Source organism: Methylotuvimicrobium buryatense 5G (assembly GCF_000341735.1).
GTDB classification, from domain to species: Bacteria; Pseudomonadota; Gammaproteobacteria; order Methylococcales; family Methylomonadaceae; genus Methylotuvimicrobium; species Methylotuvimicrobium buryatense.
In genome coordinates, this window is sequence record NZ_KB455575.1 from 3,138,536 (window position 1) to 3,152,035 (window position 13,500).

Annotated in this window: 14 protein-coding genes; 9 read left to right on the plus strand and 5 right to left on the minus strand. The window is 45.3% G+C overall.

The annotated features are described in order from the left end of the window. Positions 1-70: 70 nt before the first annotated feature. The 5 genes from METBU_RS0114065 to METBU_RS0114090 all read right to left on the minus strand — a co-directional run bounded on the left by METBU_RS0114065 (position 71) and on the right by METBU_RS0114090 (position 3,358). Positions 71-331, minus strand: a complete 261-nt coding sequence (locus METBU_RS0114065) for a CopG family ribbon-helix-helix protein (RefSeq protein ID WP_017841241.1) — start codon at positions 329-331, stop codon at positions 71-73. A gap of 75 nt (positions 332-406) precedes the next feature. Further along, a complete protein-coding gene (locus METBU_RS24210) occupies positions 407-616 on the minus strand; it encodes a WGR domain-containing protein (RefSeq protein ID WP_017841242.1) in 210 nt (69 codons plus the stop codon). 855 nt (positions 617-1,471) lie between these two features. Further along, positions 1,472-2,074, minus strand: a complete 603-nt coding sequence (locus tag METBU_RS25340) for a hypothetical protein (RefSeq protein WP_017841244.1) — start codon at positions 2,072-2,074, stop codon at positions 1,472-1,474. Between the two features lie 43 nt (positions 2,075-2,117). Continuing rightward, on the minus strand, positions 2,118-2,867 hold the full coding sequence (locus METBU_RS24220; protein WP_017841245.1) for a P-loop NTPase family protein: 750 nt from the start codon (positions 2,865-2,867) through the stop codon (positions 2,118-2,120). Then, positions 2,867-3,358: a hypothetical protein gene (locus METBU_RS0114090; RefSeq protein WP_017841246.1), complete on the minus strand. Its 492-nt coding sequence runs from the start codon at positions 3,356-3,358 to the stop codon at positions 2,867-2,869. The genes METBU_RS24220 and METBU_RS0114090 overlap by 1 nt, the downstream gene beginning before the upstream one ends. A gap of 383 nt (positions 3,359-3,741) precedes the next feature. Between METBU_RS0114090 and METBU_RS0114095 the strand changes: the two genes are divergently transcribed. The 9 genes from METBU_RS0114095 (at position 3,742) to tnpC (ending at position 13,272) form a co-directional block, all read left to right on the plus strand. Then, the gene (locus METBU_RS0114095) at positions 3,742-4,158 is read left to right on the plus strand and encodes a hypothetical protein (RefSeq protein ID WP_017841247.1); all 417 of its coding nucleotides are present in this window, start codon (positions 3,742-3,744) and stop codon (positions 4,156-4,158) included. Continuing rightward, positions 4,155-5,201 (plus strand): hypothetical protein, encoded by a 1,047-nt coding sequence (locus tag METBU_RS0114100; protein WP_017841248.1) that lies wholly within the window; start codon positions 4,155-4,157, stop codon positions 5,199-5,201. The genes METBU_RS0114095 and METBU_RS0114100 overlap by 4 nt, the downstream gene beginning before the upstream one ends. A gap of 319 nt (positions 5,202-5,520) precedes the next feature. Continuing rightward, entirely contained in the window at positions 5,521-5,721 is a 201-nt protein-coding gene (locus METBU_RS0114105) for a helix-turn-helix domain-containing protein (protein WP_040575718.1), read from the plus strand. After that, positions 5,718-8,393, plus strand: coding sequence for a hypothetical protein (locus METBU_RS0114110; RefSeq protein ID WP_017841250.1), 2,676 nt, complete (start codon positions 5,718-5,720; stop codon positions 8,391-8,393). The genes METBU_RS0114105 and METBU_RS0114110 overlap by 4 nt, the downstream gene beginning before the upstream one ends. Before the next feature lie 483 nt (positions 8,394-8,876). Further along, positions 8,877-9,626, plus strand: a complete 750-nt coding sequence (locus tag METBU_RS25345) for a hypothetical protein (protein WP_017841251.1) — start codon at positions 8,877-8,879, stop codon at positions 9,624-9,626. Beyond that, the gene (locus METBU_RS0114120) at positions 9,616-10,098 is read left to right on the plus strand and encodes a hypothetical protein (protein WP_017841252.1); all 483 of its coding nucleotides are present in this window, start codon (positions 9,616-9,618) and stop codon (positions 10,096-10,098) included. The genes METBU_RS25345 and METBU_RS0114120 overlap by 11 nt, the downstream gene beginning before the upstream one ends. Beyond that, on the plus strand, positions 10,095-10,922 hold the full coding sequence (locus METBU_RS24230; protein WP_017841253.1) for a hypothetical protein: 828 nt from the start codon (positions 10,095-10,097) through the stop codon (positions 10,920-10,922). Before METBU_RS0114120 ends, METBU_RS24230 begins: the two co-directional genes overlap by 4 nt. A gap of 142 nt (positions 10,923-11,064) precedes the next feature. Beyond that, positions 11,065-11,337, plus strand: coding sequence for a hypothetical protein (locus tag METBU_RS0114130; RefSeq protein ID WP_017841254.1), 273 nt, complete (start codon positions 11,065-11,067; stop codon positions 11,335-11,337). A 384-nt stretch (positions 11,338-11,721) separates the two neighbouring features. After that, positions 11,722-13,272, plus strand: coding sequence for an IS66 family transposase (gene tnpC / locus METBU_RS0114140; protein WP_017841256.1), 1,551 nt, complete (start codon positions 11,722-11,724; stop codon positions 13,270-13,272). Positions 13,273-13,500: the final 228 nt, after the last annotated feature.

Consider the following 13,500-nt stretch of genomic DNA (forward strand, 5'->3'; position numbering starts at 1 on the left):
GGTATTCTTCGGCAATGTAGCTTAAAATTGACCCTTAAACCCTGTCGGGCGGGTTCAGTCCAAACGATTTTCACGCGCGGTCTTTCGCTTTTTCTTCGATCAGGTCTTCCAGCTCCCGCATCATGTCATCGTGATCGGCAATTTCGCCACGATCGGCGACGGCAATCTCTTGATTGATTTTCTCGCTCTGCCAGGCCTGATGTTGCAGATATTCTTTCAGGGCTTGATTTACAATGTAATTTCGCGATCGATCCAGCGATTCGGCAATGTTGTCGAGTTGACACATGATATCTTGTTCGGTTCTGACGGTGAATGCTTCTGTAGTGGCCATGATCGTGATTCGATTCGGTGTGGTGTGGTTCGATTGTAATCTTAGACCATGCTTTGTATAGGTGCTATCAGATTTTCAATGAGGACCCGGTAGCCCTTTTTTCTTCTTGGCATCAAAAACTTTTTCAGCGGCTTCCAATACTTCCGGCTCGGTATCGAACCAATCTTTCCGCATGGCTCCCGGTGATGCTGCTCGGCCCCATTCCCGGACCACCGACCAATCACCCAATATGCCCCGCGTAACGAACAGCTGATAAAACCGGTTGTAGGTTTTTCTCGGTATCATGGCGTTCGAGGTAGATGCGATTCATGACTCGCATTGAATTAGATCGGCTATCCATTTCCGGTAGCGTTGATGTCACCGTTATATTGTACTTTGTGCCTGTCTGAGTTATCGCATAATCGACGACCACCCGATTATCGTTCGGGTATAACTCGTCTTTGCGTTGAATCAACCGCTCAACACTTGGAAAAAAACAACAGAATCCGGAGGATTCTTGGAGTTTGGATTGCTCATATACTCATTAATTCTGATTCTTTGAAATCGGAAAGTTGATAGAGGCATAAGCGCGCGGATAGCCCGAAGGTTCAACAAACTCCTTTAATAAGCCGAATATTTGGCGGCAATCTCGATTTCTGTTGGAACATTATTTTGAGAGCTCTTGGCTTGCAATGGAGGAGTCCATATAAGAATAAAGTTACTCACAAACCCCGCCCCAAAGCTGCACTCATATCCCCCTAAAAAAGAGATTCCTTTTTTTCAGTCATCACGACACTCCATGTGTATGTTACTGCCATCTCAAAAACGGCATGTCAGTAACACGACCTGTCGACCGGAATTTCCGAAAAAAAATTTCACCTGCTTGTTCCATTAGCCACAAGCGCAGTTTCGGTTCCCGGTCAAAAATATAGAGATTCTTGATTACGTAAACGCATCAGCCAAATTAGGAGTCGAATGGATTAGCTGAGACTATGAAATAGAAGGAGACTGAGATGAGCAAAAACAAAGTCCAATTCCAAAAAGGCATGAGCTTGACAGAATTCCAAGCCTTGTACGGGAGCGAGGAGCGCTGCCGAGCGATCGTTCGGGCAATGCTTTAATTTTCAGACAAACTCTACTTTACCAGGCATCCCCCTTCGACTACCTTGTTTTAGGAACTGCCCAACCGTGAATGAATCCATCCGAATCCTGCTGCGGAAAACAGATTGTTCGGTCCTTATTTAGCACCCATCCTGCCCCAGGTTTATTGCAGGCGGCTAATTGCGCTATATCTGTTACCTGGCTGAGCGCAAAAGCTGTTTTTCCGGTTTGGGTATTGGCCCAATTGGCCCGCGCCGTTTCATCGTGGGCGATTTGGTAGGCGTCGTTTAACGCTTTTTTGTAAATCGTGGATTCTAGGTATTGGTAGGTGAGGAGCGAGATTCCTATATAAAAAGAAGCACCAATAACGGCGGCGCCGACTAGCCAACTGGTTGTTATCCGTAATTCACGTTTTCGAAATAAATTTTGCGCGTTCACCGCCAATGTCTCACTGATTTTTTGCAGCGCTTCGTGAGCGGCCTTATCCATACTTTTTTCGGCCAACAACCGGGCCTTATCCTCGAATGCCTTGATTTCACGGCTATGAACGCCATTCAATTCGTTAATTGCCTTTTCCATGGCCATCAATCCGGATTGGTTGACAGCCAATATCACCCAGGCCGGATCGTCAGGACTCAAACCATAGGCCATCGCGGTTTTCATGACTCGCTCTCGCTCAGCTGCTGAAAAAGATCTCAGGAGAAGGTCAAACGCTTGCTGGCTCATGCTGATGCTCCGGCAAATTTTCGGTCAATTGCAATCGGTCCAGTTGGACATCAAGGTCTTTGAGCCATTGATTGACGCGGCAGCGGTAGGCTAGTTTTAGCTGGACATCATCGATGGCCCGCCAAAACGGAATATTTTTGGCGTCCAATTCGGCCAATACACCGGTGCTGATTTTCGGCATATTGATTTCCAGTCCGCCATGTTGAGCCAGAGCCTTTTTCCCCTGCCCAGACTCGTACAGATGGAATTCGCCATCATCCCCGAAAAATCGATTTTTCACGACGACATAGTCTGCGTGACCTCCGGCCAATTCGATCATCGCTTTGACGGACCGCACCGAGGCTTTAAAGGGACTAATGACATTGCAAAAAATGAGTTGATAACCGTAATCGCCTACCACGCGAAAAAAATCGATTTCGTCGTTTAGCCGTCGTAGATGCGTAATCGATGCAGCCGGAAGATCGGCGACGATAAGAGCTTTTTGCGACTCTAAAATCTCAACGAATTGGTCACGTTTTTCCTCATCGGTGATCTGTGCGCTGATCGCGCCGTCAGATTTGTAAAATTGCAGCAGCTGGCCAACTTCGCCATCGCCGTCTACGAGCAATGTTTGTGATTGTAGTTGCCTTCGTATCAGATAATCTGCAACCCCTCGCGTGAAAAGACTTTTCCCCGTACCCCCTTTATCCGACAGATTCAAAATCAGTTTTTTGGTCGGTTGATTGTTCATTAATAATCCTCCAATGCGTTGAATATCTTGTTTGTTTGTTCGGTAATTTGGTTTTTTACATCGGTAGCGGTTGAATGGGATCGAATCGCATCACTTAATTGACCAGTTCCTCGTTCATCAGTTATCGATTGGGTTTTTCCAGATCCCGACTGAGTTCCTTGCCCAGTTGCTTGTGAAGTTCGTTTTAGAGTTTTTTTAGCGATTGATTTCCCAGTTTCCCTTTTGCCAAATCCCAATTCCTGTTGGCAATGGTCTCGCAGCGTTTGTTGGCTGACATACAGCCCAATTTTGTCTGCCAGAAGCGCGCAAATGATTCGGTATGAGATCCCAGTATCTTTGAATTTGATCAACTCATCATTCACCAGCCTCAATTTGTCCCGAACCGTGATTTTGGCGGTTTTCCGGTGGCTGTTGAGCGCCAGGTCAACCGATTCGGCAAACGCCGACTTGTTTTGTGAAATTTCGTGATCAGGGGGAAGTTTTGTCTTCATGCTGAGGTCATCTCTATTGCATTTTTCTCAAAATATAGCACAATAGAAATTAGTTATAAACTATTGTTTTTGTTAAAAGTTTTAGAGATTACAACAGGGAACGATAGAGCACACCAGGGAATAAAAACCAAAAGTTCACCCAGCAATCCAATTTGTTGAATTGATGCGCCGGCTATCCCAAAGGAGATTTTTTGCCGTTGTAGAGAAAAAGGAGGCGTGACAGAAATCACATATTAAATAATTTTTTCCGAAGGCTGATTTGAACCTTTTTGTCTAGAAAAGCGCATTTCATACCTATGAGGGACGTTAGCAAATGTTTACATACCTACATTGTTTGAATATTTAGCGTCCAACTTAATTCGAAACTTATTGAGATAAAACTTATGACACAGAACACGCAATCAACTAAACAATCAAAAAAACAGGTAAAAGCACCAACACGCACACGCACAATCAGTTTTCGCGTCACTGAGGAAGAGTATAAAAACCTCGTTAACCGGTGCACTAATAAACACGGTGAGCGCCTAATGACACCAAGCGATTTTGCACGATACTCGACGCTTAATTACACTACCTCGACAGTAAAGCACGAGGATCCGCTTGAGCGTTATCGGATCGCCATTGCCGCGCAGCTCACAACGAAATTAAGTGAGTTGATTATATCTGTTGATTCCCGCAACTATCTCGGCTCTGAGGGACACTTTAAGATTCTTGCTGAATTGAGTCAGAACGTTGTCGACCTGCGGGAACAGATTTATCAATTACTCAATACAAACAATATAGTCGGGGGAGCATCATGATTATTCGGATTTCAGAACACGAGAGCGGCATCGAAAAATATCTAAACGAGGGCAACAAATCAGGTCGGTCGTTACACCGTGACGAGCTTGATCGACGTATGCCGATTTATGGAGACCTCGGGGTTTTCAGTGCGGCTCACCGGTATGTAAAAAAACATAAAAAATGGAAAAAATCGTATTGGCACATTACCGTTTCACCGGCTTTTGCTCAGCACGATTTAACGCGCGCACGCTGGCAGGAAATAACACTCCAACTGCTCGAGCATTTTTTTCATCTTTATGACCGCAATCGATTGGCGGCTTATGCTGAAATACATTACCCCATCATGCAATCAGTCACCGATCCAGTAACCCAGACCCCCAAACAACGCATCCCGCACATTCACCTGATCATCAGCAAATTGGATCTTTTGAGCGACAATCAGCTGCGGATTTTACCGTATAAAAAATCCGTGGCCGCCGCATTCCAAAAATGGCTGGGATCACAATATTCAACAAATTATAACCTGCAAAAAGAGGCGGATTCGGCGCTGAAATCAGTTCAACAATATCGGGAATGGCATCGGGAAAACAATCGGGTCGACTTGAATAGAACGCCCTATTCCCCTCAAAAAATAACCCCGGTTCTCGCTGATCAGCATGGGTGGATATCCAATACAAACCTTTCCGAAAACTCTCGAAAACACCCTCATTATCCCGGCTTTAGTGCTGAGCAGCAGCGGCTCGATGCGCTCGATGGCTTCAGTTGGTGGGTGTCCGATGCACAGTGCTGGTTCGCTGAAAAACCAGAAATTAACCGACTGAATGCCGATATTTCGATGGCAGCACTTTTAGAGAAGGCCGAACGCGATTACGGTCTATTGACCGAACATTATCGCATTGATGACAGGAAACTGGTGGACAACCGTACCGGTGACAGGGTCAATGCCATTGATTTTGCCTACCTATGGCTAAATTTACCAATGGATCAGGCTATTTCATGGGTGCGGAGTGCCGAGGCACCAATTGAGGAGGAGAGCAACGATCCGGCGGCTCGTTTTTGAGGAATTTCCCACCTAAAGGGGTCGAAATTGGATAATTAAAAAATCTGTTAAAATGTTTTTATGACGTTTTTTACAGACCTAACGGAGGGGGGGGGTAACCAGGGATAAATTTGAAACATGATAAAATAAATTTGGAGTTGACAAACCGCGAATTTGCCAACTCCTTAACTAATATTTTTTCTATGCACATTAAAAAATGCTCTTCCATTGTATTTAAATTTAAATAAAAATTCATTATTTTTTATTTAAAATTTGTATTACGCCTGAATTACATTCGGGTGGAATGAGCATTTTTGTGCCCAAAATTTGGGAACAATCAATGAACAATTTAAATCACGAACGCCTTTTTTCACGCTCCGAGGCCGCGATATATTTGGGCGTATCAACGAAAACACTCGCCATTTGGGCATCGACACGTCGATATGATTTGCCGATGGTTAAAATTGGACGACTGGCCAAATACAAAAAAGCGGATCTCGACGCGTTCATCACCCGCCGCACCCAGGGAGGCGCGGTATGAAAACTTTATCCCCTGATTCAAAAATTTCATTCACCGTTTTTCACAGCGAAAACTCTCCATTATCAAAAACCTATTCACTCGACGAAAACGATCAAATCATCAAACGCCCCGCAGCTCAGATGAGCCGGGGCATTGCCGAACGAAAAACCATTTCTTTTGCCGATTTTTGTGCGTCATTTGATGAGACCGACGAAAAAACGGCGTATGGTTATGGCGTTTTTGGTCGAAATTTGGGCGATTCCGTGAAAATCGTGACTGCAAAACGTGTTCAATCGACACCCAACGCGATCGCGCGAACGCGCGAGTTTTTTGCGTTTGAAAAAGGCCCCGGTATTTTGATGCTTGACCATGATCCGGGCAAAAATGGCCGCAATTTAGAATCCCCGGCTGAGCTAGTGGACATTTTAGCCGGCATAGATCCGGTATTCAGCCGATCCGCGTATTTTGCGCGGGGATCGGTTTCCAGCGCTGTTGAACGTACCGGTGAACACAACGGCGCCAAATCAGCGCCCCGGGGATTCCATCTTTATATCCCCGTGCAGGAGGCATCTCAAATCCCGCGAATTGGTGAATTTCTGTATAAAAAATTATGGCTCGCCGGTTTTGGACACATTGAAATTGCAACATCTGGAGCAATTCTGCTACGCACCCTGATCGATGCACTTGTTTTTACGCCGGAGCGTTTGGATTTCGTGGGAAAACCGATAATCGATGGTGCCGGCCTAACATGGCGACCACCCGAGGCGGTGTTTCGAGATGGCGAATTTTTAACGCCACACCTGCTAACCGATCTGAGTGCCAATGACGAAAAAATATTTCAGAATCTCATTGATGCAGCGAAATCTGAGGCTCGATCAGAATCGAACCGGGTTTCCGAAAAATGGCAACGCATTCACATAGAACGCCTAATCGATAATGGCGTTTCAGCCGTACAGGCCGAAAAGCAAATTCGTGAGCTCGCGGCGGGCGCTCACGAACTCCCCGACAATTTTGAGCTGCATTTTGCCAATTTAGGGGTGGCCACGGTTCGAGATGTACGAGCGGATCCTGAGCATTACAATGATCAGGCGCTGGCGGATCCGATCGAGGGCCCAGATTATGGCCGGACCACCGCGAAATTTTGGCACAATGCACCGCATGGACGACCGCTCATCCATTCAATGGCCCATGGTGGATGCCGATATTTTTTTGCCTCGGATGCGAATTCAAAACCCGAAATCAAAATTAGATCCGGTAACAAACCTGAGGTTGTCGACGCCTGCGAGCGGATTTTAAAAAACGCCGGCGGTATTTATCAATCCAGTGACGTTTTGGTCGCGGTTTTGCCAACGCAAAAAAATGCGATTTCGAAAATCATTCCGGTGGATGCGTCGTTTTTGGCCGATTTTTTAATGAAAAATGCGCGGTTTACAAAATATAGTTCGACCAAGCAAGACTGGGTCGAAACCAATTTACCAATTGATTTCGCTGCGACGCTCCTGGCACGCCGGCACTGGCCAATCCCACATTTGACCGGCATCGTCTATGCGCCTACGCTGCGTCCGGATGGATCGGTTATCAATCATCCGGGTTACGATATTGAAACCGGCCTGTATTCCGATTTTAATGCCGCAGATTTTGCCCCGATCCCCGATAATCCGACATGGGATGACGCGCTCGAGGCCATCGAGGTCCTGAAAAAGCCTCTATCAGGGTTTCCATTCGTCGAACAATCCGATTTATCGACCGCAATCGCCGCGATTTTAACGGCATTAACACGTCATACCGTCGACAATGCCCCGCTTTTTCTATGTACATCCCCCAAAATGGGCAGTGGCAAGGGGCTTTTGGTCAATGCGATCGCGCAAATCGCTACGGGGCGTGGAATACGGTCCATGACCCAATCAACGAATGCGGATGAGGACCGAAAGCGCCTGATGGCGTTGTTAATATCAGGTACACCATTGATTTGCATGGATAATATTGAAAATTATTTTCAGAGCGAGACACTGTGCACCGTTTTGACGATGCCGGAACTGACCGATCGGCTCCTCGGAAAAACGCAAATGGTGTCTGCCCCGACCCGGGCGACGTTTTTTGCGACGGGAAACAATGTTACGGTTGTCGGCGATTTAACGCGTCGGGTTTTGCCGATCGTCATCGATGCCGGCATCGAACGACCGCACGAGCGAATTTTTGATGTCCATATTCCATCATATATCGAAAAAAACCGTGCAAATCTGGTTGTTGCGGCGCTAACCGTATTACGCGCATACGATATCGCGGGACGTCCCCGACAAAATTTAATGCCATTTGGATCGTTTGAATCGTGGTCGGATTGGATACGCAACGCAATTGTTTGGGCCGGTCTAGATGATCCATGCGCCGGTCTATGCCGGTGGGATACCATCGATCCCATCCGATCCGAATTGGCGGGGGTTCTGGAATGTTGGCACGCCGCGATTGGCACGGAGTGCGTAACGGTCAACCAACTGGTCAAACATGCAACCACATCATGCGAACCACTTTTTCAAGCGCTATTTGATGTGGCCGATAGCTCTAGCGGCATTAACCGGCCGCGCCTGGGCAAATTTCTAATGAGGCACATTGACAGGATTGAGTCCGGATATCGATTGACAATCGCCGGCTCATCCGGGACGAGAAAAAAATACCGGGTTGAAAAAATAATTTAATCACCGCTTTGCAGGGTGTGCAGGTTGTGCAGTGTTTTTTACCATAATTCATTTTTTATATTTTTTTATGGATGTATAAAAATAAACTGCGAATCCTGCGCAAACTGCGCAGCAGTTTCATCGATAAATCGTTTTCCGTTATCGACCCACAAGAGACATTTGGGTGAGGATTTATGCTTCCCGATACCTGTCATTGGCAAAGTAGTGTTAACACCGATTGAAAACTGACCATCTGGAGTGGTTAGGAATGGTGTTGAATATTCCCTTAGTGTTTTAATATTTCTGCAATAAAAGTTTTATTGTGAAATTAAAAACTAAAGTATAAGCTGTAAGGTTAAATTTGGATGAAAAATGTAAGGGGTTATCGGGTTTTTAACCTTCTAAATCTAGCTGGGCATGTTTGATTACAAGACCGGCTCCCTTAGTTTGTGCCATAAATATTGTTGAAAAAATATTTATTCGAAAATAAGAAGGAAAAATAATATGGCAGAAATTTACCATTGGGATAAATATGCATTTGTAGTGTTGGCGATGTCACAAGAGTACCTGAGTAAAAATGCGGGAGTTTTTGTTTTTGCAGGTGAAAAAACGCAACTATGGTCCCCTCCCTCGTTCATCCCTTATTTTATAGGGGAAACTAATAATTTTCAGGCATTGAAAACTAATCCGTTATGGACTACAGCCACAAAGATGGGAGCAACGCATTTACATACATTAACCGTAGGTGAGCTGGAAAGAAAATCCATAGCAGAAAAACTCCTTAAAATTTATAACCCCCGCCTAAATCAACTTGAACACTTTACGCAACCTACGCCAATGGAGGCAACCATGTCAAACGATGTCCACATTTCTGAACAATTAAGCGAAACAAAATCTAAGCTAGAACTGCTTTATCAATATGAAAAGCATTATCTTGGTCTTATTAAAGAATACAAAGAAGAAATTAAATTCGCTAATACTCTTCAGGAAGATTTGCGAAGAGAACGGACACAATTTTTTACGCAAACTCTTAAGGATGTCATTCAGACTATGAACGTAGCCCAAGTTGATAATGCTGTTTCAGCACAATGGATTCAAGAGTTAGTTGGCAGTTATACCAAAAGCATTGATTTGAGTGGCGATCTCGCAAAAACGCACGTCATAGAAATATTAAGTATTTTGACAGGAGAATCTAAGCGAGAAGCTACAAGCGCCCAACTTGATAACATTAGCAAAAAGGCCGATGTTAAATAAAAAAGCAGCATTTGTCACGCTGCAAACATTGAAGCAATGTAGGGCTGATATGGTGCAAGATTTTTTGAGCCATAATACGGAAATATATAAGCCATCTTATAAGTATGAAAACAGTCCTGTGATGTTGAAATTAGCTAGAGAAAAATACTTTATAACATGGTTAAGTAGTCACTGGCAGGTTTTTAATCATATCGTGGCACATTTACCAGGGGAGGAACGGTCTATTATTGATACGTTTTTTACACCTGTTTTTCTCGAATTACTGAGCAAGTGGGCTATTGTAAAAACAACTGATTCCTCTCAACTAAATTTAGGAGTTGAATTGGTCAAAGATATGCAAACAGCTTTGAGTCAATTTATGAAAGCAGGTGAGAATGCAGATACGATGCGTAATATATTGGAAGTTACCTTAGAAAAAAATCGTGTTGTATTTGACAGGATAATCAAACAATTTAGCGAGGAGAAGTTATGAGTATTGGTATTGGTGGGGCTATAGGTGGAATTGCAATTGGTACGGGTACTGCCTTATCTAAATTAGGAGATATTTTACTATCACCTGTAAATATGATGTGCAACTGGGCAGAAGAACCTTTAAAACGCAATGATTATATCCGACAAGAAGAAGCGAAGGACAACGACGTTAAACGGGAAATAGAACGCCAGATAGGCGTTGAAACAGGGCTATCCGATCAAAAAATGAAGGAACAGGAATTAAATACAAACTTGAAAATTCAGCGGGAAACTGAAATTGTCCGCATTATTACAGAAATAGAACAGCTTAAAAAAGATAAAGAATTTGAGCGTATGAAAATGGTTTCCGATGCAATGATGGAATATCAAAAAGAATTAACTCGCATTAATGTAGAAACTGTTGAAACCATTGGCTCTATGCGTATCGACTTGCAACGCAAAGCCTATGATTTAATTCATGAAAAATCTCAGCAATATGCAGAATTACAAGATAGAGCCCTTCAACAAGCAGAAGATCAACTTGCTCGTATTGATAATAATACCGACATGCGAGAAAGTAGCAAAAATATTTTGAGCAACGCTGTAGAAGCAAAATTAGCAGGTATCATAACCAATGCGACTCGATTTATTGAGCAACTTAATGACGACATGCAACTTATCAGTAAAGATATAAACCTGATTACATCAAGTGGACAGAAATTTATTGAACGTCACCTCGAACAATTTCAACTAATAGGTTTTTCTGAACAAACAACGGCATTGTTAGGTAACGAAGATTTAACTCACAAGAGTGAGTCATTACTCTTCTCAGAGGCTAAATATTGAAGTTGAAGATATTTTTCTGACTGATGCTACGATGATTTTGGTACGAGCAGGTTATAAATATGCACGATACTCATTTATTTATCACGCTTAAAAACCCCTTCATTAGGGTTTTTGTTTGTTTAAATCTGACTAATGAATCATCATGAAACTATCACTTAAAGTAACATTCTTTTGGTTATTCAGTCTTTGTGCCCAAGCCGACGAGGAGCGAATATACCAAACCAATTCAATCGGTAACATTCAATACAACAAATCTTCACACACCATCCAAGAAAATGGTCGGATAATCGTAACTGATCCGATTGGTAATAAACAGTATGATAAGCAACAATATCAAATCAAAGGTGACAAGGTCTACCAAACGGATTCGGTTGGAGATATCCAGTACAATAAGCCTCAACAAAAAATCAAGTAATCAATATCTACAACTCAACCGCCCCTTTGGCCTTCTTGGTCATTAAGTGCAATATTCATCGCCATAAAGCAGCCAGTTGCGACCGGCAGGTTTTGGCCGTTATGCATAGCTATGCATAACGGCCATTATGTGAAGTTTCCTTTTATGGATAGTAATTTGGCTCCGAATGGTTTATAGCTTGTAATCGGCAGGTTTAGCAAGGCACTTCGTCCTAAAGGCTAAACATAAATTCCGCAGTTATCTGGAATGGAAATTCCTTAGGCTTTTTTCTGGAGACTGTTATGAACGTAATCGTTTAGCCCCCCATCACTAAAAAAGTAGCATCTCCCGTTAAAACATGAAAAGCTATAGGACATGACGTTGAGCGACCGAGACCTTAGCCAAATGGACACGGACTATCTGGATGATTTGCCGGAGGGTGAGTTGCGTCCATTGAGTAAGCAACTGTTGGCGGATCTCAAAGAAGCCCGAGAACGACTCAAACAATCCCCGGATACGAGTTCGCGTCCGCCGTCATCCCGGGAGCCTTGGCAATCGAATCAATCCAGCGCCGAACCGTCGGAAGAAGCGCCGGCAACGGACGACTTGTCGGCACTGGATTCGTCTGAGTCTTCGTCAGATGACTTACCTAGCCAGGACTCGGCAACACCTCCGGCGGCGACCGGTGATAGCGGAAAGCCTAAAAAAGCCGGGCGCCAAGTCGGTAGCCCAGGCTATAGCCGCAACCTGACCTTACCGGTGACACGGACAATTGAGCATCGCCCGGATTGCTGCGCCGCGTGTAGGCAATCGTTTGCCGACAACACCGACTACCGACCCTGGAACGCCCGGTTCGAACTGGAGCTTGAAATCGGCAACGCCGAATCGCCGAAATTACAAATCGAACATAGCCGACATGACTACTTCTCGGCGACCTGTCCCTGCGGTCATCAAACCCGCGCCGAGCCCGGGCGAGGCGCCGACGAAGATGGCTGGAGCGTAGCCCTGAGCGAATGGCATCTGTGCGGCCCTCGGTTGGTTAGCTTTTTGGTTTATCTCTCATTGTCCCTACGGGCATCGCGCAGCAGAATCCAAGCCTATTTGCGCGATTGGCTGGGAATCTACCTCAGCACCAGCACCATTAATCAATGCATTCATGAAGCGGGACGTGCCGTTGCGCCGGTCGTCGACGAGCAGTTGATCGCGGAACTCAAGGCCGCCGGCCTCTTACATATCGATGAAACACCCTGGAAAGAAGCCGGGCAGTTATTTTGGCTCTGGGTCTTTGTCAGCGCACAGACGGTGATTTATCAAGTGGGCAAACGCCATCGTCTCGTCGTGAACCAGCTCTTAGGGGAAGCGTTTTGCGGCTTACTGATGACCGACGGCTACAGCGTCTATCGCATCTTTCCTAGGCGCTTGCGCTGTTGGGCGCACTTGGTGCGCAAGGCCCGAGCACTGTATCAGTGCCTGGATAGCGAAGGACAAGCTTTCGGCGAAGCCTTGTTATTGGCCATGATCCTGTTGATGCGCAACATCCACCGACTCCGCGAATCGCCGCCGGATGCCGAATCCTTATGGGCGCAGAATCAACAGTTGCTGACCTTGCTGCGCTCGCTCTGCGAGACGCACCGAGACATCGCGCATGTTGACAGCCGACAATTAGCCGGCGAATTTCTCAACGATTGGGAGGCCATCGTGCGCGTGGTCGAAACGCCGGCGCATCCATTGACCAACAACGTGGCGGAACGCAGTTTGCGGCACTGGGTATTGCTGCGCAAAATCACCTTCGGTTCGCGGACGGCACAAGGCAGTCGCGTGGTTGCCTTGCTGGCGAGCGTGATTGATACCGCGCGTTTGAGAGACCTGAATCCTTGGGAGTTTATTGCTCAAACACTGGCCGAACGCCGTAAAAACCAACCCGTCCCTCGTTTGCCTATGCCGGTTTTGGCGTGATAGGAACAGGGGGGGGCTAAACGATTACGTTATGAACTCATTAAATCATCTCTTCTGCTACCAAGTGCTGGTCGAGCACACACCATTACTCCTTGAAGTAAGCCGAATTGATGCTATAAAAATGGCGATTAGATGATTTTTCGATATGAGTACATGTCAGAAATGGGGTTCGGAGATTTTGCTGCCTATCTTGAAATCGTGGAAATTATGTAAAGTTTGTGGCGTGAT

Excerpts from the sequence above, each read along its gene's own strand:
- METBU_RS0114065 (WP_017841241.1), bottom strand. The coding sequence starts at position 331 with ATGGCCACTACAGAAGCATTCACCGTCAGAACCGAACAAGATATCATG.
- METBU_RS24210 (WP_017841242.1), bottom strand. The coding sequence starts at position 616 with ATGATACCGAGAAAAACCTACAACCGGTTTTATCAGCTGTTCGTTACG.
- METBU_RS25340 (WP_017841244.1), bottom strand. The coding sequence starts at position 2,074 with ATGAAAACCGCGATGGCCTATGGTTTGAGTCCTGACGATCCGGCCTGG.
- METBU_RS24220 (WP_017841245.1), bottom strand. The coding sequence starts at position 2,867 with ATGAACAATCAACCGACCAAAAAACTGATTTTGAATCTGTCGGATAAA.
- METBU_RS0114090 (WP_017841246.1), bottom strand. The coding sequence starts at position 3,358 with ATGAAGACAAAACTTCCCCCTGATCACGAAATTTCACAAAACAAGTCG.
- METBU_RS0114095 (WP_017841247.1), top strand. The coding sequence starts at position 3,742 with ATGACACAGAACACGCAATCAACTAAACAATCAAAAAAACAGGTAAAA.
- METBU_RS0114100 (WP_017841248.1), top strand. The coding sequence starts at position 4,155 with ATGATTATTCGGATTTCAGAACACGAGAGCGGCATCGAAAAATATCTA.
- METBU_RS0114105 (WP_040575718.1), top strand. The coding sequence starts at position 5,521 with ATGAACAATTTAAATCACGAACGCCTTTTTTCACGCTCCGAGGCCGCG.
- METBU_RS0114110 (WP_017841250.1), top strand. The coding sequence starts at position 5,718 with ATGAAAACTTTATCCCCTGATTCAAAAATTTCATTCACCGTTTTTCAC.
- METBU_RS25345 (WP_017841251.1), top strand. The coding sequence starts at position 8,877 with ATGGCAGAAATTTACCATTGGGATAAATATGCATTTGTAGTGTTGGCG.
- METBU_RS0114120 (WP_017841252.1), top strand. The coding sequence starts at position 9,616 with ATGTTAAATAAAAAAGCAGCATTTGTCACGCTGCAAACATTGAAGCAA.
- METBU_RS24230 (WP_017841253.1), top strand. The coding sequence starts at position 10,095 with ATGAGTATTGGTATTGGTGGGGCTATAGGTGGAATTGCAATTGGTACG.
- METBU_RS0114130 (WP_017841254.1), top strand. The coding sequence starts at position 11,065 with ATGAAACTATCACTTAAAGTAACATTCTTTTGGTTATTCAGTCTTTGT.
- tnpC (WP_017841256.1), top strand. The coding sequence starts at position 11,722 with ATGGACACGGACTATCTGGATGATTTGCCGGAGGGTGAGTTGCGTCCA.